This is a genomic window from Rhodococcus sp. P1Y (assembly GCF_003641205.1).
Lineage (GTDB): Bacteria > Actinomycetota > Actinomycetes > Mycobacteriales > Mycobacteriaceae > Rhodococcoides.
Window position 1 is genome coordinate 995,002 of the sequence record NZ_CP032762.1, and the last position, 24,884, is coordinate 1,019,885.

General features: G+C 63.4%; 24 protein-coding genes and 1 riboswitch. Of the genes, 13 read left to right on the forward strand and 11 right to left on the reverse strand.

The features are described 5' to 3' along the window. Window positions 1–7: 7 nt before the first annotated feature. From D8W71_RS04700 to D8W71_RS04710, 3 genes are all read right to left on the reverse strand, one after another. Window positions 8–2,401 carry a DUF222 domain-containing protein gene (locus tag D8W71_RS04700; RefSeq protein WP_236077714.1) on the reverse strand — a complete coding sequence of 798 codons (2,394 nt, stop codon included), beginning with the start codon at window positions 2,399–2,401 and terminating at the stop codon, window positions 8–10. Between the two features lie 120 nt (window positions 2,402–2,521). After that, the gene (locus D8W71_RS04705) at window positions 2,522–3,274 is read right to left on the reverse strand and encodes a nuclear transport factor 2 family protein (RefSeq protein WP_121111424.1); all 753 of its coding nucleotides are present in this window, start codon (window positions 3,272–3,274) and stop codon (window positions 2,522–2,524) included. 77 nt (window positions 3,275–3,351) lie between these two features. Beyond that, entirely contained in the window at window positions 3,352–4,131 is a 780-nt protein-coding gene (locus D8W71_RS04710; protein WP_121111426.1) for an alpha/beta hydrolase, read from the reverse strand. Between the two features lie 72 nt (window positions 4,132–4,203). Between D8W71_RS04710 and D8W71_RS04715 the strand changes: the two genes are divergently transcribed. Then, window positions 4,204–4,842, forward strand: a complete 639-nt coding sequence (locus tag D8W71_RS04715) for a TetR/AcrR family transcriptional regulator (protein WP_121111428.1) — start codon at window positions 4,204–4,206, stop codon at window positions 4,840–4,842. Here the strand turns inward: D8W71_RS04715 and D8W71_RS04720 are convergent. Next, on the reverse strand, window positions 4,829–6,349 hold the full coding sequence (locus tag D8W71_RS04720) for a metallophosphoesterase (RefSeq protein ID WP_121111430.1): 1,521 nt from the start codon (window positions 6,347–6,349) through the stop codon (window positions 4,829–4,831). The two genes, D8W71_RS04715 and D8W71_RS04720, sit on opposite strands and share 14 nt — an antisense overlap. A gap of 60 nt (window positions 6,350–6,409) precedes the next feature. On the opposite strand from D8W71_RS04720, the gene D8W71_RS04725 reads away from it, so the two are divergent. After that, the gene (locus D8W71_RS04725) at window positions 6,410–7,240 is read left to right on the forward strand and encodes a DUF72 domain-containing protein (RefSeq protein WP_121111432.1); all 831 of its coding nucleotides are present in this window, start codon (window positions 6,410–6,412) and stop codon (window positions 7,238–7,240) included. 69 nt (window positions 7,241–7,309) lie between these two features. Here the strand turns inward: D8W71_RS04725 and D8W71_RS04730 are convergent, their stop codons facing one another. Then, window positions 7,310–7,987, reverse strand: a complete 678-nt coding sequence (locus D8W71_RS04730) for a GTP pyrophosphokinase (RefSeq protein WP_236077903.1) — start codon at window positions 7,985–7,987, stop codon at window positions 7,310–7,312. Between the two features lie 591 nt (window positions 7,988–8,578). Here D8W71_RS04730 and D8W71_RS04740 point away from each other — a divergent pair. The 3 genes from D8W71_RS04740 (at window position 8,579) to D8W71_RS04750 (ending at window position 10,634) form a co-directional block, all read left to right on the forward strand. Further along, on the forward strand, window positions 8,579–9,688 hold the full coding sequence (locus tag D8W71_RS04740) for a serine hydrolase (RefSeq protein WP_121111438.1): 1,110 nt from the start codon (window positions 8,579–8,581) through the stop codon (window positions 9,686–9,688). Further along, window positions 9,685–10,152, forward strand: coding sequence for an ArsR/SmtB family transcription factor (locus D8W71_RS04745; protein ID WP_121111439.1), 468 nt, complete (start codon window positions 9,685–9,687; stop codon window positions 10,150–10,152). The genes D8W71_RS04740 and D8W71_RS04745 overlap by 4 nt, the downstream gene beginning before the upstream one ends. A 74-nt stretch (window positions 10,153–10,226) precedes the next feature. Then, entirely contained in the window at window positions 10,227–10,634 is a 408-nt protein-coding gene (locus D8W71_RS04750; protein ID WP_121111441.1) for a DoxX family protein, read from the forward strand. Between the two features lie 118 nt (window positions 10,635–10,752). Here D8W71_RS04750 and D8W71_RS04755 read toward each other — a convergent pair whose 3' ends face one another. Next, window positions 10,753–12,744, reverse strand: a complete 1,992-nt coding sequence (locus D8W71_RS04755; protein ID WP_201265252.1) for a helicase-related protein — start codon at window positions 12,742–12,744, stop codon at window positions 10,753–10,755. Between the two features lie 119 nt (window positions 12,745–12,863). Between D8W71_RS04755 and D8W71_RS04760 the strand changes: the two genes are divergently transcribed. Genes D8W71_RS04760 through D8W71_RS04770 form a run of 3 tightly spaced genes read left to right on the forward strand, consistent with a single transcriptional unit; the run spans window position 12,864 to window position 16,109 of the window. Continuing rightward, window positions 12,864–13,610, forward strand: a complete 747-nt coding sequence (locus tag D8W71_RS04760; protein WP_236077715.1) for a type 1 glutamine amidotransferase — start codon at window positions 12,864–12,866, stop codon at window positions 13,608–13,610. Then, window positions 13,579–14,826 carry an alpha-hydroxy-acid oxidizing protein gene (locus D8W71_RS04765; RefSeq protein ID WP_236077716.1) on the forward strand — a complete coding sequence of 416 codons (1,248 nt, stop codon included), beginning with the start codon at window positions 13,579–13,581 and terminating at the stop codon, window positions 14,824–14,826. The genes D8W71_RS04760 and D8W71_RS04765 overlap by 32 nt, the downstream gene beginning before the upstream one ends. Then, complete coding sequence (locus tag D8W71_RS04770; protein ID WP_121111447.1) at window positions 14,823–16,109, forward strand: alpha-amylase family glycosyl hydrolase; 1,287 nt, start codon at window positions 14,823–14,825, stop codon at window positions 16,107–16,109. The genes D8W71_RS04765 and D8W71_RS04770 overlap by 4 nt, the downstream gene beginning before the upstream one ends. Here D8W71_RS04770 and D8W71_RS04775 read toward each other — a convergent pair. Beyond that, on the reverse strand, window positions 16,099–16,410 hold the full coding sequence (locus D8W71_RS04775; protein ID WP_121111449.1) for a hypothetical protein: 312 nt from the start codon (window positions 16,408–16,410) through the stop codon (window positions 16,099–16,101). The two genes, D8W71_RS04770 and D8W71_RS04775, sit on opposite strands and share 11 nt — an antisense overlap. 71 nt (window positions 16,411–16,481) lie before the next feature. Next, a riboswitch (TPP riboswitch) is annotated at window positions 16,482–16,577 on the forward strand. A 34-nt stretch (window positions 16,578–16,611) separates the two neighbouring features. On the opposite strand from D8W71_RS04775, the gene D8W71_RS04780 reads away from it, so the two are divergent. Next, on the forward strand, window positions 16,612–17,367 hold the full coding sequence (locus tag D8W71_RS04780; protein WP_121111451.1) for a 3-oxoacyl-ACP reductase: 756 nt from the start codon (window positions 16,612–16,614) through the stop codon (window positions 17,365–17,367). A 3-nt stretch (window positions 17,368–17,370) separates the two neighbouring features. Continuing rightward, the gene (locus D8W71_RS04785) at window positions 17,371–18,642 is read left to right on the forward strand and encodes an LLM class flavin-dependent oxidoreductase (RefSeq protein ID WP_121111453.1); all 1,272 of its coding nucleotides are present in this window, start codon (window positions 17,371–17,373) and stop codon (window positions 18,640–18,642) included. On the opposite strand, the gene D8W71_RS04790 is transcribed toward D8W71_RS04785, so the two are convergent. Next, window positions 18,622–19,218 carry a TetR/AcrR family transcriptional regulator gene (locus D8W71_RS04790; RefSeq protein ID WP_121111456.1) on the reverse strand — a complete coding sequence of 199 codons (597 nt, stop codon included), beginning with the start codon at window positions 19,216–19,218 and terminating at the stop codon, window positions 18,622–18,624. The two genes, D8W71_RS04785 and D8W71_RS04790, sit on opposite strands and share 21 nt — an antisense overlap. Window positions 19,219–19,304: 86 nt before the next feature. On the opposite strand from D8W71_RS04790, the gene D8W71_RS04795 reads away from it, so the two are divergent. Beyond that, on the forward strand, window positions 19,305–20,231 hold the full coding sequence (locus D8W71_RS04795) for a quinone oxidoreductase family protein (protein WP_121111458.1): 927 nt from the start codon (window positions 19,305–19,307) through the stop codon (window positions 20,229–20,231). Window positions 20,232–20,242: 11 nt separating this feature from the next. On the opposite strand, the gene D8W71_RS04800 is transcribed toward D8W71_RS04795, so the two are convergent. After that, window positions 20,243–21,133 (reverse strand): alpha/beta fold hydrolase, encoded by an 891-nt coding sequence (locus tag D8W71_RS04800; RefSeq protein ID WP_121111460.1) that lies wholly within the window; start codon window positions 21,131–21,133, stop codon window positions 20,243–20,245. An 80-nt stretch (window positions 21,134–21,213) separates the two neighbouring features. On the opposite strand from D8W71_RS04800, the gene D8W71_RS04805 reads away from it, so the two are divergent. Beyond that, window positions 21,214–21,675, forward strand: coding sequence for a hypothetical protein (locus tag D8W71_RS04805; protein WP_201265253.1), 462 nt, complete (start codon window positions 21,214–21,216; stop codon window positions 21,673–21,675). A 54-nt stretch (window positions 21,676–21,729) separates the two neighbouring features. On the opposite strand, the gene D8W71_RS04810 is transcribed toward D8W71_RS04805, so the two are convergent. Continuing rightward, entirely contained in the window at window positions 21,730–22,179 is a 450-nt protein-coding gene (locus tag D8W71_RS04810) for an alpha-isopropylmalate synthase regulatory domain-containing protein (protein ID WP_121111464.1), read from the reverse strand. Window positions 22,180–22,471: 292 nt separating this feature from the next. On the opposite strand from D8W71_RS04810, the gene D8W71_RS04815 reads away from it, so the two are divergent. Next, window positions 22,472–23,662: an ATP-binding protein gene (locus tag D8W71_RS04815; protein ID WP_121111466.1), complete on the forward strand. Its 1,191-nt coding sequence runs from the start codon at window positions 22,472–22,474 to the stop codon at window positions 23,660–23,662. A gap of 56 nt (window positions 23,663–23,718) precedes the next feature. Here D8W71_RS04815 and D8W71_RS04820 read toward each other — a convergent pair whose 3' ends face one another. Continuing rightward, window positions 23,719–24,846: an alkane 1-monooxygenase gene (locus tag D8W71_RS04820; protein WP_121111468.1), complete on the reverse strand. Its 1,128-nt coding sequence runs from the start codon at window positions 24,844–24,846 to the stop codon at window positions 23,719–23,721. Window positions 24,847–24,884: the final 38 nt, after the last annotated feature.

Sequence of the window (24,884 nt, forward strand, 5' to 3'; positions counted from 1 at the left end):
GCGACCGTCAGCGCAATGAGGAACGCCGCTCGGCTCGCCACCTGCATAGGTAACGATTATGGCCCCACCGGGACGGAAACGAGGGCATCCGGCGGAACCCGCAGGTGCCGCCTGGTTGTGTCTTTTCTTCGGGCATGGCTGTGGGCGGCACAGGTGGTGCTTTCTGTGCCGCTGGGTGCAGGTGCCCTGTGTGTGGGGCTGGTGGGGGTGGTTCCCGGGTGGCGACCGGTTCTGCGGGTCGGGTCGCCACTCCCCTTGTGTCAGGTGGGTGGTGCGCCTGGTTCGGGGGTTCCGGGTTCTCGGTGGTCTGGTTCTCGGGGTCCGGTGGTGGGGTGTTGGTTGTGGGTTGGGTGCTGGGCATGCCGGGCAGGGGTGTGTCGGAGGGGTGGATGTATTCGTTTGGGTGGTGGTAGTGGTTGATGGTTCCGTGTCTGTGGGGGTCGAGTGTGGTGGGTGGGTGCCAGAGGGTGCGGCCGGGGTAGGGGTGGTCGGGTTCGGCTTTGGTGGTGGCCCAATCGGTGTCGGTTTTTCCGACGAGGGGGTGGTGGATGTCGCAGCCGAAGGTGAGTGTGTCGATGTCGGTGTTGCCGCCGTCGGCCCATTCGTCGATGTGGTGGGTTTGGGAGTAGGTGGCGGGTCGGGTGCAGCCGGGGAAGGTGCAGCCTCGGTCGGCGGCGATGAGGACGATGCGTTGGTCGGGTGTGGCGAGGCGTTTGGTGCGGGCGAGGTGCAGGGGTCTGCCGGTGCGGTCGTCGAAGATGACGAGGTAGTGGTGGGCGTGGGTGGCCATGCGGATGGCGTCGCGGATGGCGATGGTGGATCCAGTGGCGGTGATGGCGTGTCCGGTGGCTGTTTCGAGTTCGTTGAGTGTCATGGTGATGACGGCGGTGACGGGTAGTCCTCGGTGTTGGCCGAGTTGTCCGGAGGCGAGCATTTGTCTCAGGATGGTTTTGAGGGCGTCGTGTTGGCGTCGTCCGAGGCCGCGTCGGTCTCGTTGGGCTCGTTCGGTATCGGCTTCGGCTTCGGCATCCTCGCCCTCGACGGCGTCATCGTCGCCCGAACTGTCGCCCGGCTCGTCGCTCGATCCGTCGCCACCGGAGCTGTCTGTGTTGTCGCCGGTGGGTGTGTCGAACAAGCTCGGCTCTGTGTTGTCGGGGCCGCTGTTGGTGTCGGGTTCGTTGGTGTTGGGTTCGTCGATGAGGGGGGTGGTGTCGGCGGGGTTGCACATGCCGGGTTTGGCCCATTTGCTGAATGCGGCTTCGAGGTAGGCGCGGAATTCGGCGTCGCAGCGGAATCTGCCGGTGCTCAGTCCTGCGGCGTCGGGGTCGTCGAGGTAGAGGTAGGTGCGGTCGGCGACGGATTCTTTGTCGAGGTCGCCGTCGGGGTCGAGGATGTCGTAGAGGCGGCGGGCGGCGACGGTGAACGCGTCGGGTAGTAGGTCCCGGGCGAGTTGCACCAGTTGTTGTTCGGCGTGCTCGGCGGTGTCGGTGTCGACTTTGGTGCCGAGTCTTTTGAAGAATTTGCGGATGATCTGTTGGTGTTCTTCGCCGATGATTCCGTTTTCGGCGGCGTGGGTGGTGGCGGGTAGGTGTGGTGGGAGGCGTTCGCCGGTGAGGGTGGTGCGTTCGCCGAATTGTTCGGCCATCAGGATGCGTTGTCCGGATTGTTTCATCGACAGTCGTAGGAGGACGGCGAGTGCTTCGGGGATCGATCCGTAGATGCCGTCGAGTCCGTGTTGGTCGATGAGGTCGGCGATCCAGGTGTGGGAGTATCCGAACAGGGTTCGGGTCATGGTTTCGGTGCGCATCAGCAGGGCTCGGCGGTCACTGTTGGTCAGGGCCATCGTTTGTATCTGTCCGAGTCGGGTGATGCTTGCTTCGAGGTCTGCGATGACGCGTGCGAGGCCGGGTGCGTCGATCACCGGTGTCGCGGTCAGGTCGAGTTCGGTGACCGGTACGACTCCGTCGCGGCCGTCGCGGTTGGTGGACCACGATTGTGCCCAGGCGGTCATCGGATCCGGCTTCACCGACCCCGCCTCCCCATCCGGCAGAGCATCCCCCTCCGCTTCAGCCTGATCCTCCGACCCAGCCTCCTCCACTTCAGCCTCCTCCGACCCAGCCTCCTCCGATTCAGCTGGATCCTCCGTGCTGATCGAATCGGGTTCGACTGCAACACCACTCAGCTCGGAGGTCTCACCCGCACCGGCGTCGTCACCGGCGGGTTCAGCAGCCGCATCCGGCAGCACGGCAGCATCGCCAGCCGTGACTGAGTCGCCAACCGTTACCGCTTCCCCCGCCGTCACCGCTTCGCCGGCCGTGACCACCCCACCGATCGTCAGATCGGCGATATCCCCTGCTGCTGTGTTGGCTTCGTCGACCGAAGCGCTATCCCCCGAAAGCATGAGATCAATCTAGCCCGACCCACCGACAAGTTTTCGAACGTACGTTCCCATCCGAACTTATGAAAGATCCTTTGCTTCACAAACATTCGGCCACGTCCAGCGACCGGCATCGTCGAGTGCTCAGGTATTTCGCGAAGGTGCGAACACCGTGACTGAGTCGACCGCCAAGGATGCGCGCGAGAATTCGACGAACACAACGCCTGGGCCGGATTCCAGTTCCGCAGAAGCGCTGACAATTCGTCCGGCTGCCAACAACTTTCGGTAGGTCGCTCCGCGCAGCACGTCTGGGGACAACGATTCACCGGATGCGTCTCTGACGGGGCATCGTGGGTCGCGAAGAACGTCGAGCGCCGCCGTCTTCCCTCGTGCGCCGACGCTGCGAAGCCCACCCATGAAACCGAGAACCCCGCGCACGCCTTGGTTCGACACGAGCTGAGGAGTCAGCTTGGCCGACGCGGACAGGCCACGGGTACCGGCACCCAACAACTGCCTGATCATGGATTGCAGTTCCCAATGCGCTGCCAAGCGCCAAATTTTCAGAACCCCGTTCTCCTCTACAAGGTCGTAGCGCAGGTGCATCGGTACGTTCAGCACGGCTCCGGTGGACATGATCGTCTCGAGGGACAAATCGCGTACGACGGACATCCCCGAGACGACGTCGTTCTCGACGTGAAAATTGATTGTGTTCGGCGAGATGAAGGTGTCGTAGAAGCGTCCAATCGCGTCGACGCCCCGGTGCGGCTTGGACCCGACCGGGTCGTTGACTTCCCCGTTCCGGGCGTAGAGACCCACCCACGCAGCTTTGTCGTGAACTGTCACGGCGTCGGGCGAGCCCTGAACAGCGGTGACCAGATCCTCAGCGGTACGCACCACTCGACGTTATCTCCACGTCGAACTTCAGGCATCGAAATGAGGCGGACCCGAACAAGGACATCGACGTCGGACCGAGTTCATGCGAAGACCGCCCTTTCCGTCAGCCACCCGTCGATTGCGGCCATGGTTGGAGTGAGGAAGGGCTCGTCGAACAGTGCATGATCTGCACCCGGTATCTCGACATGGTCAGCATCGCGGTAGCGCCGTGCGGTCGTGCGAGGGATTCGTCGGTTCACCGCTCTGTCCTGTTCGGCACCGATCACGAGAACAGGTGCGTCTACTGCGGCGAAGTCGACGGTCGCCGCGTGACGGCGGTCGAGATACGGAAAGCTCATCTCGCAGTACGCCCGCCCTGATTCGGCGACTGCGCCATCGAACAGTTCACGAACATGTTGGAGCGGCTGGTGTTGTGCGATGACCTTGAAGCGGGTCATGGTGGGCATCAGCGGTCGACGCCACGGCGCGCTGGGGTGGAAGAAGTGCGTCCCGAACAGGCGGATCATCGTCGGGTACACGGCGAAGATGCCCGCTGCGGGTGCAGGCGCTGCGGCGACGACACCTGCGGTCGGGGTGCGCGCTGCGACCAGCTGTACCAGTAATCCGCCCATCGAGAGTCCAACTACCAGAGGTGGGGAATCGAGGGATCGGCAAAGCGCGACGAGATCGTCGGTGTAGTCGAGAAGACTCAAGCCCGCGATCAGCGGAGCACCTTCGTCGCGAGGGAGTTCATGGTGGCGCAGGGTCGGGGTGTGGACGGTGAACCCGCGGTCGGTGAAGGCCTGCGAGGCGGAACCCCACCATGTGGGAGTACCCCGACCCCAAGTGCCATGAACAAGGACGACGTGACGGTTGGACATAGTCGTGAATCTACACGGATCGGTCGATTTGGCAATCGGTCGATTTTGATACTGCGCCGATAAGGTAGCCATATGGATCGAGGAGACGAGGAGCACGACGCGACGGTCGACGGTCGCTCCGCTCGCTGGGCGCATCGGCGACCGGAATTGGTGGCCGCCGCCACCCAGTACGTCCTCGACCGAGGCGTCTCCGATCTGACCCTGCGGCCACTGGCATCGGCGATGGGCGTCACGATCGCGACAGTGGTGCGACAGTTCGGGTCGAAGGAGGCGCTGGTCGAGGAGATCACCCGCACCATCAACGAGGACCTGCTGAGGACTCTTCGCGAAGACCCCGAGCTCGTCGGCCTCACCCCGGAGCAGACGCTGCGCACGCTCTGGCGGCGATGGCTGGAGCCGGCGCAGGGCAGGCAGTTCCGGGTGCTGTTCGAGCTTTTCGGCCTGGCCGCCCATCACCCGGATCAATACAGATGGTTCACCGGGTCGATCGTCACCGACTGGCTACCGCAGATCGAGGCCCCGCTGATCGGCGATGGAGTCGAGCCTGCCGCCGCGCGCCAGATGGCCACCCTGGTGTTGGCAGTACTGAGAGGGCTACACCTCGACCTTGTTGCGACCGGGGACGTCGACCGCGTCGATGCAGCGTTCGAGCTGGCCATGGCAACGCTCGCCCCCGCGCTCACCTCACCGCGTGACGCTATCGCGCGCTGACGGCTCGCGGCACATCCGCCCGCAACGTGAAATCGGTGACGAATTCGCCGTCCTCGGGCACGAATCGGCGACGGGGATCGAAGTTCTCGACGTCGAATCTGTCGAGTGCGGGTGAGTGGGTCGTCACTGCGAGGGTCTCGCCATCGATATCGAACTGAAGCAGGCGCTGGAATCCTGTTGCCCTCTCGCCCTCGACCTCGAAATACTGGTAGTCGGCCAACAGTTGTACGACGGTTCGGCCGGTGTCGTCGACGTCGCGATCGACGACAGTGGCTTGGCCGTCCACATGTCCGGACAGGACAAGGAAGACGGATTCATACGGCTTGACCAAGCGATTCCAGATCTGTTGACCCGAGCTTGCACCGATGTCTCCGAACGCCATCAGCTTCTTCTCGCCGCCCTCGTCGAGGTAGTAGTGGGTACCGATCACGACGTTCCGGTCCGGATGGTCGTCGAGTACCTGCTCTGCCCACTTCATGACTTTCTCGGGCGGGTTGTATCCGATGTAGAGCATCAGAAATTTCGCACCGGCGATGTCGAGCAGATCGTAGTGCGCAGAATTGTCCTCGGATGTGAACGAGTCACCCCACCACGGCTGGTCGCGATAACGGTCCGGGCCGAAGTACTCGTTGTACAGCGCGTGATTCTCCTCGTGCATACCCGGTACGAGTTTGCCCGCGACGTTCCAGAGATTGTCGTGGTTGCCAGGTAGGACGCCGTGCGGAACCCCGGCATCCTCCAGGCGTTTCATGGACTCGCTCGCGGCCTCGAATTCGATGCGCGACTGGGTATCCGGCCGTCCGGGGCTGATCCAGCTCTGAATGATGTCGCCGGTGTGCATGCTGTAGTCGATGCCGTACTTCTCGGCGTTGTCGACTGTCCACTGCGTCATGTCGTCGTACACGGTCGGGTCGTCCCGCGAGATGTATTGGGTGTCGCTGATGTGTTGCAGCGCAAAGTCGTACGTCCCCGGTTCGGCGAATGTGCCATCCGCAGAAGCGTTGTCGTCGGCGAACGCACGATCGGCACGGGGGCTGTCGATGATCATCACTTCGACTGGGCCGTCGATATCGGTGACTTCCGCGGCCAGATCGACGACGCCGCCTGCGGTGTCAGGGCGTGCTGTCGCCAATGCGGGGCCCCACTCCCCTGTGGCGGGGTCGAGAACATGAAGGGCGAGGTCGTTGGTGTTCACCGATGTTCCCTGCCAGGACAATTCGGCAGATGTGACGTCGGGGCCGAAGGTAGCGGTGTACCGAAGGTAGGGGTACTCGTCCCACGCGGTGGTGCGTGCCTCGGGCCCCGTGGCCTCGTCGCCGACGTGCACTCCGTCGGTCACCCCCGACACCATCTCGGCCGTCACCGGGACGGGCACGGCGGTCAATCCCAATGCCGGAACAGCCGTCGCCGACGCTTGGGTGCGGGCCTCGGGAGTGCCTGCTACCGCGTCGGCGCCGACGAGGACGCAGGCAAGCAGTAGGGATCCGATGGTCGGGACGGCTTTCACTCTCTCCAGGCTACCGATCGTCCCGGATATGTCCGGGTGTGTGGATCTAGGCTGTCCTTCATGGCACCCCGCAGGCGCGCACCGGAGGTTCGGATCGGCATCTCCGGATGGACCTACGCGCCGTGGCGCGGGGACTTCTACCCGAAGGGTCTCGCGCATCGGCGCGAGCTCGAGTATGCGTCGGAGCGATTGTCCTCGATCGAGATCAACGGCACCTTCTACGCCATGCAGAAGCCGTCGAGTTACGTGAAGTGGCGCGACGAGACTCCCGAGAATTTCGTGTTCGCTGTCAAGGGCGGGCGCTACGTCACCCACGTCAAGCGGCTCGTCGACGTCGAAGCAGCGCTCGCCAATTTCTTTGCGACAGGTGTGCTCGGCCTCGGCAGCAAACTCGGTCCCGTGCTCTGGCAGCTGCCGCCCAACTTCCAGTTCGACGCGGCCAAGATGGCTGCCTTCTTCGAACTCCTGCCGCGAACGACGACGGAAGCGGTGACGCTGGCAGGTCGGCGTGACGACAAGCTCCCTGACGACAGAGTGAGTCTCGTCGTCGACGGCGATCGCCCCCTGCGTCATGCAATGGAAGTGCGGCACCCCAGCTTCGATACAGCCGAGGCGATAGGTCTGTTGCGCGATCATGATGTCGCGTTCGTTCTCGCCGACTCCGGAGGCAAGTATCCCCTCGTGGACCAAGTGACCTCGAACTTCGTCTACCTGCGACTACACGGCTCCGAGGAGTTGTACGCGAGTGGCTACGACGACGCAGCCCTCGACCGATGGGCGGGGCGTATCGAGCAGTGGGTCAAGTCGAAGCTCGATGTGTTCGCCTACTTCGACAACGACGTGAAGGGCTACGCGCCGTTCGACGCAATGAGGTTGATCGAACGTCTGTAGAGGAATCTAGCTATTTCTAGGGCTCGAGCTAGAGCCAACGGTCATTACGAGGCCATCAGTGTGTGAAGCTCACAGCGTCGTACCGCGCTCCAGCATCGCAACGAGCAACTCGCGCGGCAGGGCCATCGGCGGCATTGCGTTGAGGTGAATGGCGTCGCCAGATTTGTCGCTCTTGATTTCGGCGACTTCGTCGTGCAGGCGTTCCATCGTCACGTCGAGGCGGTTTGCGCTGTCCGCGGCTTCGGTGAGCTCGGCGAGTAGTGGCGTCGGGATCGTACCGTCGTACTTGTAGAAGATCTTGTGCTCGAGGCTGGCCCAGAAATCCATGGCGATGGTGCGGATCTGGAGCTCGACGGGTACCGGCTGAACCCGGTCGCTCATGAACACGGGAATCTCGACGATCAGGTGAAGACTCTTGTAGCCGTTGGGTTTCGGATTCGCGATGTAATCCTTGACCTCGAGTATGCGTACATCGGACTGGCTCCCGATCATGTCCGCGATTCGGTACGTGTCCGAGATGAAACTGCACGTGATTCTGATGCCTGCGATATCGACGATGTTCTTGCGGATATCGTCGAGCGTGAGGGGGCTGTTCTTGCGACGGGCTTTGGTGATGATGCTCTCGGGCGTTTTGAGTCGCGACCCGACGTGTTCGATCGGACTGTACCGATGAATGTGGGTGAACTCCTCCTTCAAGACATTGATCTTGGTCATCAGCTCGTCGATGCCGAACTTGTAGCTCATCATGAAGCGGGTGAAGTCGTGTCGCAGCCGATCGAAGTCGGATCGATCGAGTTCGGGGATGGGGTCGACGGCGTTCACGCAGTCCCCGGCATTGCTCTCCATGCCTCGATTCTCCACCAACTCGGACATGCGTTCTCATATGCCCTGGTCGGCGCCGCGCGCGTCGAAACTAGCGTCCGAGCAACGAGGGCCGAGGGGCGGGCTGAACGTGATGTCGCCGCAGGTACTGCAGGCATGCGTGCGGTGATGACCACGTCCGCACGAGCATGCTCTCGACCCGACCAGCACGGTTCGCGGGCCGAGAGCATGACCGCGAGCGCACCGGGTCGGCGCGCTCTCGACCCATCGATCGCCCAATCGATGGAGGGTTGCGCTGGTGTCCTCACCCTGGTCGGAGGCGCTTCCCGGTGTACTCACGCTCGACACCGCCTGAAGCTGGACACCCGTCTGAATCAAGTTGGACCGTCCGGAACCGAAGCTCTCGGACGGCTCGATTACCGTAACACGACATCGAACGTATGTTCCCATTGCGCATAATTCGGGTTGCTAATACGGTATTCCGTAATTACGGAATAACAGATGCGAGGGGTTCTTATGCGCCGCACTACCGTCCTGTCCGCCACCTGCGCTGCCGCCTTGGTAATAGGTGGGTGCTCCTCGGCCACGTCGCCCGCCGAGTCCCAGTCTGCCGAGACCCAGACTTCCGCAGAGTGCGCCCCCGTCACCTCCACGGACCTGAATACCGAGGACGGCTGGATCGGTCTCATCGACCAAGCTCCCGAGACGGTGAGTCTGGTGATCGACGACGGCAGGGGCCGAACCGTCGAGCATCGGCCCGAGGAGGTGCAGCCGTTGGCGTCGGCGGTCAAGGTGGTTCACCTGGGTGCCTATGCGCGCGCGGTCGCTGCGGGCGAACTCGATCCGAACGAGCAGGTTCCGGTACTGGAGTGGGAACGCTGGTACGTGCCGGGAACGGACGGGGGTGTCCACCCGGTGGCCCTGAATCGGCTCGGTATAGCAAACGACGGATCCGTCGCAACGGACCCGAATGCGACTGTCCGGCTGGAAGACATGGTGACGGCAATGATCCAGGAAAGCGACAACGCGGTACCCGACTACCTGAGAAGCCGCCTCGGTGACGACGCCCTCGTCGACGCCGCAGCCGCAGGGGGCTGGGAAGATTTTCAGCCACCGTCACTCGTCACCAGCTTGCTCTCGATAATCGACCCCGAGCTCGCCGAGGGAGACCGTTGGGCGACGGCCAACCGTTGGGCTTCCGATCCGCAGTTCCGTATCGACGTATCGGCAGGCCTGGAGTTGCCGAGCTACGAGCAGCAGACCGATCGCGTGCAGAATCTGACCGCGGGTGGCTCGGCCGCCCAACTGAACGGAATGTACCGGGCGTTCACCGACGGCAGCTTCGGCGACGGATCCGATATCGCTCTCGGGCAGCTCGAATACCAGGAGGCCCCGGACGGCGCAGAGAGCATGGGATTCAAGGGAGGCAATCTGCCGGGAATGCTGGCGCAGGGATTCGAACTTCGCCGAGACGACGGCTCCGTCGCTACCGCGGTCTGGCTGACGGACGGTCTGCCTGCCGACCGGTACGAGGCCGCGATGGCGGGTGTGGTCTATCAGCAGGCACTCATCATCGAAGCCATGCAGTCGTCCGATGTTCTCGACCGGATAGCCTGCGTCGTGTGAGCGAGCAGTTCGAGGGCAGACTGGCAGAGCTGGAAGCGCGCGTAGCCGAACTCGAAGGTGGCGCGTCGGCCGGTGACCGCGAGACTTTCACCGGCGGGATGGTGGCGTACCAGGGTGAGGTGCACCTCGACGGAAACGTCAAGTGGGATATCGGTTATTCGCCCGACGGGATCCTGGAATTCTCTACGCATCGCACAGCCGAGATCCTGGCCGCGCTTGGACATCCTGCGCGATTGCGCATCGTACGGACGCTGCTTCGGGGACCGGCGAACGCGTCGGATCTGCACGAGTCGGTCGGACTCGGGTCGACGGGTCAGGTGTATCACCACTTGAAGGTCCTCGGCGCGGCCAACGTCGTCGAGCAGCATGGCCGGGGTGACTACCGGATAGCCGCGAAGAAGGTTGTGCCGCTGTTGGTGTCGATGCTTGCCGCTGCGGACATTTCGGGCGAACTGGGAACGTAGGATCCTCGCTCCGATGACTTTTACGTGTGGGGTGTGTCGATACAGGCACACACTCACGAACATCGGAGAAGACAATGACTACGACGATCACCCCTACGGCCAACTCGCGCACCGCCGCCCGCATCGGATGGGTGTTGACGGCACTGCTGGCGATCTTTCTGCTCTTCGACGGAGTCACCAAGCTGATCAACGTCCAGCAGGTCAAGGATGCGACGGTAGATCTCGGTCTGCGCGAGGAGATGACGCCCGTCATCGGCGTCGTACTTCTCGTATCGCTAGCGTTGTATCTGCTGCCGCGTACGGCGTTCCTCGGCGCGGTCCTGCTGACCGGCTACCTGGGCGGCGCGGTCCTCACAAACTGGCGCGTCGACAAGCCGCTGTTCAGCACAGTGCTGTTCGCCGTATATGTGGGCGTCGTCGTCTGGGGTGCGCTCTACCTGCGTGATCCCAAGGTTCGCCAGGTCATGCCGTTCGTGCGCTGACTCGCCCGTGCGCGCGTAATAACCTTCCGCGGTAATTACCCACTCACGACCAGATCAGGGGGTCGTGAGTGGGTAGTTACGTCGGGCGGTAATTGTTCGCGCACGGGCGGCGAAGCCGCTACTGCTCGGCGCGCGCCGCCAGGAACGCCTCGGGGTCGATGAGGTCGGCCTGTCCGACGATCGACCCGAGATCGGCGATGCGCTCGATACCCGTCAGCACCATCTCTTCCTCGACGGTGCCCTCGGCGTAGCCGTAGTAGCAGGTCGACGTGGTGTGGTTGTGGTCCTTGTCGATTCGGTTGGCGCGTCCCTCGATCTGACGGATGTCGATGGGAGTCCACCGGGGATCGTGGATCAACGTGACGCGCGGGGCGGACGTCGACGTTGCCTGGAGCGGAGCTTGCGGAGTGACCCGGGTGCTCTGCTCGGGTAGTAGCAGTTCGTTCGAATGCAGGTTGATAGCGCTCGTCGTGGTGGAGACGATGACCCTCGCGGCACCGGTCTGGAACCGTCGGATCTCGGTTTCCTGAGCCGCGCTGCTCATGCTTCCGTCGACGACCGCGACATCGAGTCCTTCCTCGCGCAACGTCTCGGCGAGTGAAGAGACCGACTCGCGATAGAACATCGACACGAATACCTGGTTGCCGTCGCGTACCCACGCTCGAACCTGATCGGCGGACGACGGTATCCGCAAATACGAACATTTCTGCCGAAACCTGAGCGTGGCGGCGCGGGTCGACGGGTTCTTCTGCAACACTCGCTTGCCGCCCACCGATTTCCACAGCGGCAGCCCGAGCTCCTTGCGATAGTCGACCCACGCCGAGTTGTAGAGGCGCTTCTGGGCCGCAGTCAGTTCCTGGCCGAGTGGTTCGCGCGGGGTAGGCGGCGACGGACGAGAAATGGACCACGGCACAGCGCCACCGGCAAGCCAGCGGTGGATGGTGCCGATGTCGCGTTCGCGTCGAGCAGCGTCTTCCGGCTCCCAGCGCCATGTCTTCAAGCCGGTGGTGGCCTTGCCCTCTTTGAGTGCGAAACCCTGTTCGACGAGGAAAGCAGCCCATTTCGTGGTCACCGCATATCCGAGGGCCTCGTCGTCGCCGATGATCTCCTCACCGCCGAGGCTGTGCTCGATGGCCCTGGCCATGTAGGCGAAGTGCATCGGTTGGTACCCGGGCGTCGCGGACATCCACACCACGGCCCGCGCGGCCTCCTGGTAGCGCCACAGGATCTGGGACTGCTGGGACTCGATGTTCATCAGGGCGTGTGACTCGTCGGCGATGACGACGTCGATGTCGAATCGCAGCTCGCCGAGCGTGATGGTCCGCTTGTTCTGAGTCTTCTTTCGCTTGCCCAGATCGGTGTCCTCGGGAACCGTGAGCAGCTTCTTCGTCGACTGATACGTGACGAGCAGCCAGCGTTTGCGATCCTCGGGTGCCAGGTCGGCCTCGGTATCGGCGATGGTTCGACGCCAGCCAGGCAGGGCGCCTTTGGGTGCGACGACGAGCACCGTCCCTACTCCTGGAGCGGAGCCTGCGGAGTGACCCGATGAGAGGGCATCGTCCATCTGCCGGACGGCCTCGCAGACGGCAAGGGTCTTGCCGAGGCCCGTCGAGTCCATCTGCGCGAAGTACGGGAACCCCTGGGCCATCGCGCCGAGTTGTCGGCGCACCGATTCGAGCTGGGTCTCCCGCGGTGTCAGGGACCGCTCGTGTACGACCTCAGGTCTCCACTCTTCGTTGGCGTCGTCCTCCACCCACCGCTGCAAGCTGTAGGGCATCGACTCGAACGAGGCCAACCCGTCGGGAAGCTCGGTTCCGTAGTACGCGAACACCCGAGGGCCCGGATGCCACCGTGCTCCCGACGCCGATGCCAGGGCTCTGTCCTCGAACGGGACATCGAGTACCCAGACGCGCTCACCCGGGTCGGGCAGCCGCAGGTCGGGTGAGGCTGTCTTACGGACGGCCTTCTTGCGGGTGGTGGTCGTGCGCTTCTTCGCGGTGGCGGTCGACGCAGTACCCGACGACGCCTTGAACTTGCGGGCGGCTGCGCTCTTACCTGCCCCGACGGTACGGGCGGTGGTGGCTGCAGGTTTGCGTCGACGTGGTGGCACGAAAACACCGTAGAGCACGGGGACGACAGAACCGGGCAGACGTGCGCGGCTGCTAGGCCGGCACCGGGCTCGGTCCTGTCGTAGCCTGACGTTTCACGTTCGAGAAGATCTGGGGTGCTGTGAGCAAGAACCGAGCTGTCGTGCTCGTCCACGACCGCGATCCGCAGTTGGGCTACCGCAACATCGGGACGCTCGTGCCCGAATTGGAAAGCCGCGGTTACCAGCTCGAGGTGCATTCCTTCGATTACGGGCTCACCGATACCCCTCCCGCACTCGACGGCGCCGCGATGCTCGTGGTCATGGGATCTCCCGACGCCGCATACGGCGAGACCGCGTGGATCGGCCCCGAGATCGCGTACCTGGAAGCAGCCATCGAGTGCGACGTTCCGATCCTCGGTGTCTGCTTCGGTGGGCAGTTGCTCGCACGGGTGCTCGGCGGAAGCGTCGCGCGGTCGAAGTTTCCCGAGCACGGACTCACCGACATCGAGACAACACGACCGGATGTGGTGGGACCTGGACCGTGGATGGAGTACCACGACGACACGTTCCTCGCGCCGGACAGTGCCACGGTGATTGCGCGTAACGATGCAGGCCAACAGGCATTCGTCCAGGGGCCGCATCTAGGCCTGCAGTTCCACCCCGAGATCGACGTCGATGTCTTCGCGTCCTGGGCCGACGCCTGGGCCCGCGACGGTATCGAGCAGGACCGGGACCTGGTCGACGCCATCGCCAAGGACCTGGTTTCCGGCGAGGCCGAGTTGCGCGCGCGGTGCGGAGCCTTGCTCGACGGGTGGATCGCCGGTCACCGAGTCTTCTCGCCGGTAGGGTCGGAACATGACCGAGGCGAGGCCGACCAACTTCAGTGACCATCAGATCGGCATCTATGCACAGGGGATGTTCACCGATCAGAAGCCGGAGATCACCACCAACCTTGCGCAGCTCGAAGAGCAGGCCGCCGCGCGGTTGACGCCCGAGGCGCTCGGATACATCGTCGCGAGCGCGGGCAGCGGGTCGACGGCGCGTGCCAATCGAGCTGCGTTCGACGCGTGGCGTATTGCGCCGCGCATGCTCAGGAGTTCGGCCCAGCGTGATCACGCGACCACCGTGCTCGGTACCGAACTTCCTGCGCCACTGCTGATCGCACCCGTCGGAATCCAGACTCTTGCGCATCCCGACGGCGAACTTGCGACGGTCAGGGCTGCCGCCGCCCTCGGTGTCCCGTACATTCACTCGACTCAGGCGTCGCACTCGTTCGAGCAGGTCGCCCAGGCGGGTGGCGATGCGCCGCGCTGGTACCAGTTGTACTGGCCGACCGACGAATCCGTGTTGCTGAGCTTTCTGGAACGTGCGGCAGCCACAGGGTTCACGACGCTCGTGCTGACCCTCGACACCACATTGCTCGGGTGGCGCCCGGCCGACCTCGACCGCGGTTACCTCCCGTTCCTGGCCAACCTCGGTATCGAGAACTACCTGACCGATCCGGCGTTCCAGGCGGGCCTCGATCAGCCTGTCGAGGCCAATCCGATTGCAGCAGCGATGCATTGGGCGCAGATGTTCCCCAACCCTGGCTTGAACTGGTCGCAGCTCGCCTTCCTGCGCGAGCACTGGAACGGACCCATCGTACTGAAGGGCATCTGCACCGTCGGTGACGCGCGGCTTGCACAGGAGCACGGTGTCGACGGCATCGTCGTGTCGAATCACGGTGGCCGTCAGATCGACGGTGCCCGTGCCTCGCTCGATGCGTTGCCGGAGATCGTCGATGCCGTCGGTGAGCAGTTGACGGTTCTCTTCGACTCGGGCGTCAGAACCGGCTCCGACATGGCGAAAGCCTTGGCGCTCGGCGCCGACGCAATCCTGCTCGGCAGGCCGTTCCTCTACGGCCTGGCGTTGGGCGGTCAGGCGGGTGTGGAGCACGTACTTCGGTGCATCCTGGCCGAATTCGATCTGGTCACCAGTTTGTCCGGGCATGCGGGGGCAGCTGAACTCGGCCGCGAGAGCGTGGTGCGGGAGCGTAGCCTGCGGAGTGACCAGGATGTGGTGCGGGAGCGTAGCCTGCGGAGTGACCAGGGGGTGACCGCGTGAGTCCGTCGTGGGTGGAGCATGCAATCTGGTGGCACGTCTACCCGCTGGGCTTTGCGGGAGCACCGGTGCGCGACTGGGACGGAACCTCGCTGGCCGAGGAACACAAGCTGCTCAAGATCGTCGAATGGCTGGACTACGCCCTCGAATTGGGGGCTTCCGGAATTGCGCTCGGGCCGATTTTTGCCTCGGAAGGGCACGGGTACGAGACCGTCGACTATTTGCACATCGACTCCAGGCTCGGCACCGACGAGGATTTCGATACGCTGGTCGAGGCAGCGCACAGCCGCGGCCTGAAGATCATGCTCGACGGCGTTTTCAACCATGTCGGCCAACGGTTTCCGAGATTTCAGCAGGAGTTGCGCGACGGCGAAGGATCCTGGTTCCACATCGATCGTTCGGGAGACCGGCCGTCCCATCGCAATTTCGAAGGCCACGACGAGCTCGTCACCCTGAACCACGGCAATCCCGAGGTGCAGGACTTCATCGCCCAGGTGATGAACCACTGGCTCGACCGAGGAGCCGACGCCTGGCGTCTGGACGCGGCATACGCTGTGCCGCCGGCGTTCTGGAACACGGTTGTACCTCGGGTACGTGAGAAGCATCCCGACGCCTACTTCCTGGGCGAGGTCATTCACGGTGACTATGCGCAGATCGTGTCGCGCAGTTCGCTCGACTCGGTGACCCAGTACGAGCTGTGGAAAGCAACGTGGAGCGGTATCTCCGAGCTGAACTTCTTCGAACTGTCGCATGCGCTCGGTCGGCACAACGACTGGCTCGACACGTTCGTCCCGGCGACGTTCGTCGGAAACCACGACGTCAACCGAATCGCGAGCACTGTCGAGGACTCTCGGCATCTGGCGCACGCGCTCGTCGTGCTGTTCACGACCGGGGGCACTCCGATGATCTACTACGGAGACGAACAGGGTTTCCGCGGCGTGAAAGAAGAACGTGTCGGCGGTGACGATGATGTTCGCCCCGAATTTCCGATGACCAAGGATCAACTGGACCCGAGCGGTTGGCCTACCTACCACCTGCATCAGGAGTTGATCGGCCTGAGGCGGCGGCACTCGTGGTTACACACTGCGCGCACGGAGACGGCGGAGCTCACCAACACGGCGATGCTCTACCGCGCGCACGACGGTTCGCACGAACTGCATGTCGCACTCAATCTCGGTGACGAGGCAGTCGACTATCGCATGTCCGGGGACATCCTCGCTGGGCATGCATCCGTGCGGTCCGGCTGGGTGACGGTGCCGGCGCACGGTTGGGTGGTCACCGGCTAGCTCGGGCTTCCTTCGCGCGGTCGAAGAACGCCAGCACGTGCGGGACCTTGTCCTCCGGCACGTCGAGCACCGCCTGTGCACCGATGTACGACAGGGATTGGTCGGGCAACCGTGCGCCGATCGTGATGCGCAGGCCACCGTTCTTCCTGGGCTTTGCTTCCACTCCGATGTGGTTCACGTGCCAACGGGGAGTCCCCGATACGACCGCGTGAGTGGCGTCGAAGATCTCGACCACCCGATTGTCCAGTACGAGAACCACATTTTCGTCGAGCCAGTATTCGACGTACACGCGATCGGGCATCGTAGGAGCCTATATCGATCTCTAGCGTCAGGGATAGATACGAATAGAACGCGCGATACGGGTTAGAGTCTTCCGTGGACACGGGGTGCCGCACCGATGCGGCTGAGAACACACCCGTCGAACCTGATCTGGCCAACACCAGCGTAGGAATGTCTGTGCGACTTCGTGCTCGGACGTCCCGACCGAGCGAGAGGTACGCGCATGAATTTCGACGAGCAGACAGTCCTGGTCACCGGAGCAGGCCGCGGACTCGGATCCGCGATCGCCCGCGCATACGCAGGCCAGGGCGCACGCGTCGTCGTGAACTACCGTCGTAGTCAAGATTCTGCCGAAGCGCTTGCCGCAGAGATCGGTGGTCTCGCCGTGCGGGCCGACGTCACCGACGCCGGACAGATCGACGCATTGTTCGGCGCCGCCGAGCAGCATTTCGGGACCACGGTCACGACCGTCGTCAACAATGCTCTTGCCGACTTCTCGTTCAACGGTGATGCACGCGCCAAAGCCGACACCATCTCGTGGGAACAGTTCGACGCACAGTTCCAGGGTGCAGTCCGCGGTGCGCTGACCACCACGCAACGTGCACTGCCCGGAATGCGTGCAGGCGGATTCGGTCGAATCGTCAACGTGGGTACCAATTTGTTCCAGAACCCGGTGGTCCCCTACCACGAGTACACCGCGGCCAAAGCTGCACTCCTGTCGCTGACACGAACTCTTGCAGCGGATCTCGGGGCCGACGGCATCGCCGTCAACATGGTCTCCGGAGGTCTGCTTCGCACCACCGATGCCAGCGCTGCGACGCCCGACGAGGTGTTCGATCTGATCGCGGCATCGACCCCGCTCGGGCGCGTCGTGACACCGGAGGAATTCGCCGACGCATCATTGTTTTTCGCGTCACCGTGGTCCAGGTCGGTGACCGGTCAGAACCTCGTCGTCGACGGCGGTTTGGTCAAGGACTGACATATGCTGCACTTGAACGCATTCCTGTTCGGCTGCGGCCACCACAGCGCGGCGTGGCGTCATCCGAACTCCCGGGTCGAGGATCTCGGCGACATTCGGTACTACGAGGATCTCGCGCGGACAGCCGAACGCGGCAAACTCGACGCAGTGTTCTTCGCCGACGGACACTCCGTTCGTGATCCCGCAGGAGCCGGAACATGGTTCCTCGAACCCATCACCGCCCTGACGGCCATGGCCAGGGCAACCACGCACATCGGACTCGTGACCACGGTGTCGACGACGTTCTACACACCATTTCACGCCGCTCGGTTGCTCAGTTCTCTCGATCACATCAGCGGCGGCCGTGCCGGGTGGAACGTCGTCACCTCGATGTTCGACGCCGAAGCCCGCAATCACGGTTACGGTGAAATACCCCCTCGTGCAGAGCGTTACGCCCGCGCCGAGGAGTTCGTCGAGGTTGCACTGTCGCTGTGGGACAGTTGGGATGCCGACGCGCTCGACCTGGATCGGGACGGGAGGTACGCCGATCCGGCGAAGGTCCGCTCCATCGATCACGTGGGCAAGTACTTCTCGGTCGACGGGCCGCTGACGGTACCGCGGTCCCCGCAGGGTCGCCCGGTCCTGTTCCAAGCAGGCGCATCGGGGCAGGGTCGGGACCTGGCCGCGCGATACGCCGAAGCCATTTACGCGGTCGCATACGACATCGATTCGGGCGCAGCATATTACCGTGACGTGAAGACTCGAATCGACGCGGCGGGTAGGAACTCGTCGTCGGTCGGGATCATGCCCGGTTTGGTGACGTACGTCGGCTCGACCATGGCGGAAGCTCGTGCCAAGAAGTCCGAGCTCGATGCTTTGCTCCCCGTCGAACAGTCTCTGCGACAACTGGGCATGTTCGTCGAACAGGATTGCAGTGGTTGGGAACTCGATGCGCCGGTCCCGTCGTTGCCGCCGATCGAGGAGTTCACCGGCCCGCACGGTCGCTACGAGACAATTCTGAGGATCATCGCACAGGACTCACCGACCGTTCGGGAACTTCTCGGCACCCTCGCCGCGGGCGGCGGGCACGCCACGATGATCGGCACACCCGAGTCGATTGCGGACGAGATCCAGGCATGGATCTCAGGCGGCGCGGCCGACGGATTCAACCTCATGCCTCCCCTGTATCCCGAGGGTTTGGACGACTTCGTGGATCAGGTAATTCCAATCCTGCAGTCGCGCGGCCTCTTCCGTCGTGAATACGAGTCGACAACTCTACGGGGTCATCTCGCCTGACGTGCCGAAGATCGCCCGGTCGACGAAGCGGACCAGGGCTTCGAGGCCGTCCTCGCTGCTGCCGCGCCAAGTGCGGGCAAACGATTCGGCGGTGCTTGCGACCAACTGTGCCGTCACCTCCGGTGGCGCGGGAAGCTCGGTGCCGTCTCGCTGAAAACCTCGCAACCGTTCGGTCCACGGCTCGAATTGAACCGTCATGAACTCGTCGATGTTCGCGGCGAGTTCGGAATTGACCAACGCAGCGTCGCGTAGTGCGTCGATGACGACTCGGTTGCTCTCGAAGATCTGCCAGAACACCTCTAGGTGCGGCCGCATGGTGCGGGAGTCGCGGGCGTGCGGATCTTGGATGGCGACAACGGAATCTGCGTCCTGGGCGAATCGCTCTGCAAGGGCGAGCAGGAGCGCGTCCTTGCTGTCGAAATGGTTGTAGAACGACCCAGCGGCACGGCCGGCCTCCCGAGTTATGTCGGTGATCTTGGCGGCCAGGTATCCAGTGCGTGCAAACACAATTCGCGCAGCGTCCTCGAGATCTGCGCGGGTCTGCGCTGCCTGGCGGTCGCGCGATGTAGTCGCCACCTTGGGTCCTTTCGTTGACAGTCTCGACAGAAGAGTACACACTGAATCTGTATTCAGTGAAAATAAGTTCATCGGAGGTCTCGGCTATGAAGGCAGCAGTTCTCACAGGGTTCGGATCGCCCGTCTACGAAGACTTCGGAGAGCCGGTGCCGCAACCCGGATCGGAATCGGTGCAGGTGAGGGCGGCGACTGTCAACGCAGTCGACCTCGCGATAGCGTCGGGCACGCACTATCTGAGCCCGCGCGAGCTTCCGGTTGTCACCGGTATCGAGGGTGCTGGAATCACGAGTGACGGCCGGAGGGTCTACTTCTCGCTGCCGACGAGCCCGTTCGGGTCGATGGCCGAGCGCGCGCTCGTACCCGCTGCGCATCTCATCGATCTACCGGACTCGGTGAGCTTTGCGGCTGCTGCGACCCTGGGCAATGCGGGTTTGGCCGGGACCATGCCGCTGATCGAAGGTGCGCATATCGCGCCTGGTGAAAGCGTGGTGATCCTCGGTGGATCCGGAGTCGTCGGGCGAATCGCAGTTCAGGCGGCGAGGGTGCTCGGGGCCGGCTCGATCACCGTCGTCGGTCGGGACAGTCAGGCGCTCGAGTCGACACTCGAACTCGGTGCAACGGCGATAGTGCAGGCCGATGTCCCCGACCTGACGGAGGCGCTTCGCGAGGCGTCGGGAGGTGTCGACATCATTCTCGATTACACCTGGGGCGGCGTGGCCTTGGCTGCCCTACGCGCAGGAAACCGCGGAGTGCGCTCTGTTCAGATCGGCGAGCGGGCGGGCGCCGACATCACCATTCCCGCGCAGTTGATGCGGGCGCTCGGAGCCACGATCACCGGATTCATGCCGATTCACTACGGCCAGGAAACGATGCGCGACGCCTACCGCCGCGTCAGTGAGTGGGCGGGTGAGGGCCGGATCATTCTCGACTTCGAGGAAGTCCCTCTCGCGGACGTCGAAAGCGCTTGGACGCGAGCGTCTTCGGTGCGGCACAAGCTGGTACTCGTGCCCTGAACTGGGCAGGGTCAGGACAGGCTGGCTATGTACTTCTTCGTGAGCTCGGCGATTTCGTTCGCGTGCGAGATCGGCGACCAATGCCCTGCCGGAATGTCGTTGCGGGTCAGATGCTTGACCCACTTGCTCGTGTCGTCGTAGTGATACGGACGAACTGCGACATCTTCGGTGTTGACGATGAGCTGCACCGGAATGTCGACGTAGCGCTCACGAGGGTTGGTCAAGCGAGGAATCAGGTTGGCGCGGTACAGGTTTGTTCCGTGGGTGGCGTCGGACCACAACGTCGGATTCTGGGTGACGAGCGCGGGGTCGACGTTCGAGAACTCCTGCAGGAACGCGGGCCAGCCCTTGGCGAATTGTCGTTTGATCCGCCACGTCGACAGGCCGGGGATGTGGAATGTGACGGTGTACCAGGATGCGCGGGTCTGTGCGAAGACCTGCTTGAGGCCGGTCCACGTCGGCTTGGTCAAGCGAGACCTCGACCACCGCCCCAGATGGTCGAGGTTGGGGCCGGAAATGGATGTGTACGAGGCGATCCGATCGACCGCCTGTGGCTGCGCCGCAGCCTCCCAGACTTCGACGGCACCCCAGTCGTGGGCAAGTACGTGCACCGGGTGGTCGGGGCTGACGGCGTCGGCGACTGCGTAGAAGTCCGACGCCAGATTGCTCAACCGGTACGCCGCTCGCTCCTGCGGAACAGTGCTCTCCCCGGCGCCGCGCGAATCGTAGGTGATCACGCGAAAGGTCTCGGCGAGCTTGGGCACGATGTGACTCCACAGCTCGTGCGTGTCGGGCCACCCGTGCACCAGCACGATGGTCTCGCCGTCGGGGTTGCCGGTTTCGAACACCGCCAGTCGGATGCCTTCGTTGACGACGGTCGATCTCTTCGCGGCGGTGCTCATGCTTCGCGAGTTTAGTATGAACGGCAGTTACATGTATACGGCTTGTCGGATCCACCTGAGACAATTCGTGAGTGATTCCGATGCCCGAGTGGCCGCCGACAGTGCGCGCGATAGCCAGCGCAACCGACGAAGCGATCACGGCGGCGCGATCCCGAAGCGAGACGGACTTCGCCGACGCGGTCCGCGCGCTCGGGGCGGAGGACTCCGCGCAGGTCGCGTCGATTCACGCCGAGATGGTCAGATCGCTCCTCGAAGAACTGCATCCTGACGGGCTGGAGGGCGAGGATGTGCAGGATGCGCTCACTCGGGCGGTCCGGTCGGCGGCCGAGTGGAACTCCGATGTCGACGTCCCGGGTTTCGTGGAAGTACTGACCGGCGCACTCGGTGTCGCGGACACGGAGGAGAAGAGGCCGAGTCCTCGACCCGAGCACGCCGTGCTCATCATCGTGGATCTGCTGGTCAGGCGTAAGTCCTCGGCGGAGAAGTACATCCGGCAGGCGGTAGCCGAGATCCAGCGAGCCCAGACCATGGAAATGCCCTAGGGCTCTCTACGGCAATCTAGCACTGCGCTGAGAGTGCCGTAGAGAGGCCGAGAATCAACTGTGCAGCATGTTGGCAGCACCGATGACGGCGCGGATCGACGAAGCGTGGCAATCGGAATCGACGGCCATGGACCACTGGCGACGACCGTCGAACTCGGTGAGAACGAAGGTGACGGTCCGCTCGTCCAGGGGCTGCTGATGGAACGAGACGATCTCGATATGAAAGCCGGCGTCGTAGAGCATCGAGGTCAGTGCGTCGATCGGGCCGTAAGTAGTGGCCGAAGCAGCATGAATGGAGTCGCCGAGTCCGAAGGTGGCGTCGAACGTCGTGCGTCCGCCGCGTGCCGAGCTGGATTTCCAGCTGCCCAACCGGATCGGGCCGGTGGCGGCGCAGAACCGTTGCTGGAGAGTGGTCCAGTTCAACTCGCCGGTCTCCTCGCGCATATCACGCGGCAGGAAGGCGGCGAAGGAATGGTCGACATCAGAAGTGGTGAGAGCGTTCATGGTGATGGTCTTTCCGAATATGAAGGAAGGACCGAGATAGCACGACGACCCGCAGCGGGGGTCGGTCCGATTCAGACCCCGCGGCGGCGGCGTACTACGAGAATGCGCTTCACGCTGGTCAATGTAGTCGCAGATTTCGTCCGAGCGCAAGCATTGGTGGATCTATCCATATCTAGCTCGCGGTCTAGATAGCGGGATATTCGCCTACGAAGTCGCTAGGTCTCCATAGCGCCGTCTAGGACACGCGCTAGATGTACACATAAACTGCTATCCCACTTGTTACTTTGGCCCCATGGACCCCGTGCGTAACCCCTACGCTCCCGGCGCAGGTCAGCGCCCCCCGGAGCTGGCCGGTCGAAAGAAGCAACTCGACGCCTTCGATGTCGTCCTGGAACGCATCACCCGTGGCAGGCCGGAACGAAGTGTCGTACTGACGGGGTTGCGAGGCGTCGGGAAGACGGTGTTGCTCAACCACCTGCGATCTGCCGCCGTTGCGCGGGGCTGGGGAACGGGCAAGATCGAGGCCAGGCCCGATCAAGAACTACGTAGGCCTCTGTCCTCGGCGCTGCACATGGCCGTGAGGGGAATTGCTGCCTCGCACCGGGATCCGGAACGGGTCGACGAATTCCTCGGCGTGCTCAAGGCTTTCGCGTTGCGGGCCTCGGCCGACAAGGGCATGCGAGAGCGCTGGCAACCCGGTATCGACGTTCCGGCCAAGACGGGGCGCGCCGACTCGGGAGATATCGAGATCGACCTCGTCGAACTTCTGCTCGACGCGTCGTCACTCGCTGCGGATGTCGGTGTCGGCATCGCGATCTTCATCGACGAGATGCAGGACCTGGGCCCAGCGGACATTTCGGCTCTGTGCGCAGCGTGCCACGAGCTCAGCCAGGACGCTGCGCCGTTGATCATCGTCGGCGCGGGCCTACCGCACCTGCCTGCCGTGCTGTCGGCATCGAAGAGTTACTCCGAGCGCCTGTTCAGCTACCACCGGATCGGCCGCCTCGAACGCCAAGCCGCAGACCTTGCGTTGATCGCGCCCGCCGACCGCGAGGACGTCGAATACACGACCGACGCGCTCGACGCGCTGTACGAATCCGCTGACGGATACCCATATTTCGTGCAGGCATACGGCAAAGCAACGTGGGACCTGGCTGCGGAGTCGCCCATCACGGCCGAGGACGTGCGCGTCGCGGCGCCGACGGCCGAAGAGGAATTGGCCGTCGGGTTCTTCGGGTCGCGGTACGAACGTGCGACTCCGTCCGAGCGCGAGTACATGCGAGCGATGGCCGATCTGTCCAGCGACGACACGTCGGTGCCCACCTCTGCGGTGGCGACCGAACTGAAGCGAAAGCCCGCATCGTTGTCGCCGGCACGGGACGGACTGATCAAGAAGGGCCTCATCTACTCAGCCGAGCGAGGGACCATCGCGTTTACGGTCCCCCACTTCGGGCGGTATCTGAGGGCGCAGACGGACGAGTAGGGGCCTTCGGCTCAGTGGCACGGTTAAGCGCCCCAGCAGGCACTTAACCATGCCACTCAGCGATTGATCTTCGACATATCCCCGCCGTAGTAATCGACAAGCCTGTGATCCATGACTTTCCGCCACAGCGGCGGGAAGAGTGCGCAGAAGATCATGACTGCATATCCCGCTGGGAGCTGCGGAGATTCGTCGACTGTCCGAAGGGATTGGTAGCGACGCACAGGGTTCGCGTGGTGGTCGCTGTGGCGTTGCAGGTGATAGAGGAACAAGTTGCTCCACAGGTGGTCGCTGTTCCAACTATGGGTGTGGTCGGTGCGAACGTAGCGCCCGCGCTTGGTCTTGCTGCGTAGCAGTCCGTAGTGCTCGAGGTAGTTGGCGGCCTCGAACAGAATGACCGCGATGACGGCTTGCAGTATCAGATACGGCGCGACGATCCACCCGAACAGAGCGATCAATACGGCGAACAACACGAGCGACATCGCCGCCGCGTTGAACAAGTGATTGTGCGCAGTCCACTTGGTCGACCCGACGCGGTGGAGACGACGCTGCTCGAGGTCCCACGCCGATGCAATGCCGCCGATCATGCTGCGCGGAAGAAACTTCCAAAAGCTCTCGCCGTACCGCGCGGAGGCCGGGTCCTCCGGTGTTGCGACGCGCACGTGATGGCCGTGATTGTGCTCGACGTAGAAGTGGCCGTAGAACGACTGCGCGAGGGTGATCTTCGAAAGCCAGCGTTCGACGTTTTCACGTTTGTGACCCAGTTCGTGTGCGGCATTGATGCCGACGCCACCGACTACTCCGATCGTGATCGCGAGGCCGATTCGCTCGGGAACACCCAACGGTCCGTGCGCCCAGAGGTAGCAGGCTGTGATCAGCCCCGCGTATTGCAACGGAATGAGCAGGTACAGGCACCAGCGGTAGTACTTGTCGTTTTCGAGCGCTTCAGCCATCTCCAGCGGCGGATTGCGTCTGTCGACGCCGGCGACAGCGTCGACGGCAGGGATAGCGATGCCCATGATCATCAGGCCCAACAACCAGAAGGCGCCCGGCCCGAGCCAGGATACGAGTCCCCACGCCATGAACGGGCTCAATGGGATGACGAGCCCGAGCGGCCACAGGTAGCGCTTCGGGTCACGCCAGGCGGGCGTCCCTGCCGCGCGTTCGGTCGCCGCATGTTCGGTCATGAGGGTCGAGTACCCCCTAACGACGACGCATCCATTGA

Excerpts from the sequence above, each read along its gene's own strand:
- D8W71_RS04700 (WP_236077714.1), bottom strand. The coding sequence starts at position 2,401 with ATGCTTTCGGGGGATAGCGCTTCGGTCGACGAAGCCAACACAGCAGCA.
- D8W71_RS04710 (WP_121111426.1), bottom strand. The coding sequence starts at position 4,131 with ATGTCCAACCGTCACGTCGTCCTTGTTCATGGCACTTGGGGTCGGGGT.
- D8W71_RS04715 (WP_121111428.1), top strand. The coding sequence starts at position 4,204 with ATGGATCGAGGAGACGAGGAGCACGACGCGACGGTCGACGGTCGCTCC.
- D8W71_RS04725 (WP_121111432.1), top strand. The coding sequence starts at position 6,410 with ATGGCACCCCGCAGGCGCGCACCGGAGGTTCGGATCGGCATCTCCGGA.
- D8W71_RS04730 (WP_236077903.1), bottom strand. The coding sequence starts at position 7,987 with ATGATGAGCTACAAGTTCGGCATCGACGAGCTGATGACCAAGATCAAT.
- D8W71_RS04740 (WP_121111438.1), top strand. The coding sequence starts at position 8,579 with ATGCGCCGCACTACCGTCCTGTCCGCCACCTGCGCTGCCGCCTTGGTA.
- D8W71_RS04750 (WP_121111441.1), top strand. The coding sequence starts at position 10,227 with ATGACTACGACGATCACCCCTACGGCCAACTCGCGCACCGCCGCCCGC.
- D8W71_RS04765 (WP_236077716.1), top strand. The coding sequence starts at position 13,579 with ATGACCGAGGCGAGGCCGACCAACTTCAGTGACCATCAGATCGGCATC.
- D8W71_RS04775 (WP_121111449.1), bottom strand. The coding sequence starts at position 16,410 with ATGCCCGATCGCGTGTACGTCGAATACTGGCTCGACGAAAATGTGGTT.
- D8W71_RS04780 (WP_121111451.1), top strand. The coding sequence starts at position 16,612 with ATGAATTTCGACGAGCAGACAGTCCTGGTCACCGGAGCAGGCCGCGGA.
- D8W71_RS04785 (WP_121111453.1), top strand. The coding sequence starts at position 17,371 with ATGCTGCACTTGAACGCATTCCTGTTCGGCTGCGGCCACCACAGCGCG.
- D8W71_RS04795 (WP_121111458.1), top strand. The coding sequence starts at position 19,305 with ATGAAGGCAGCAGTTCTCACAGGGTTCGGATCGCCCGTCTACGAAGAC.
- D8W71_RS04800 (WP_121111460.1), bottom strand. The coding sequence starts at position 21,133 with ATGAGCACCGCCGCGAAGAGATCGACCGTCGTCAACGAAGGCATCCGA.
- D8W71_RS04805 (WP_201265253.1), top strand. The coding sequence starts at position 21,214 with ATGCCCGAGTGGCCGCCGACAGTGCGCGCGATAGCCAGCGCAACCGAC.
- D8W71_RS04810 (WP_121111464.1), bottom strand. The coding sequence starts at position 22,179 with ATGAACGCTCTCACCACTTCTGATGTCGACCATTCCTTCGCCGCCTTC.
- D8W71_RS04815 (WP_121111466.1), top strand. The coding sequence starts at position 22,472 with ATGGACCCCGTGCGTAACCCCTACGCTCCCGGCGCAGGTCAGCGCCCC.
- D8W71_RS04820 (WP_121111468.1), bottom strand. The coding sequence starts at position 24,846 with ATGACCGAACATGCGGCGACCGAACGCGCGGCAGGGACGCCCGCCTGG.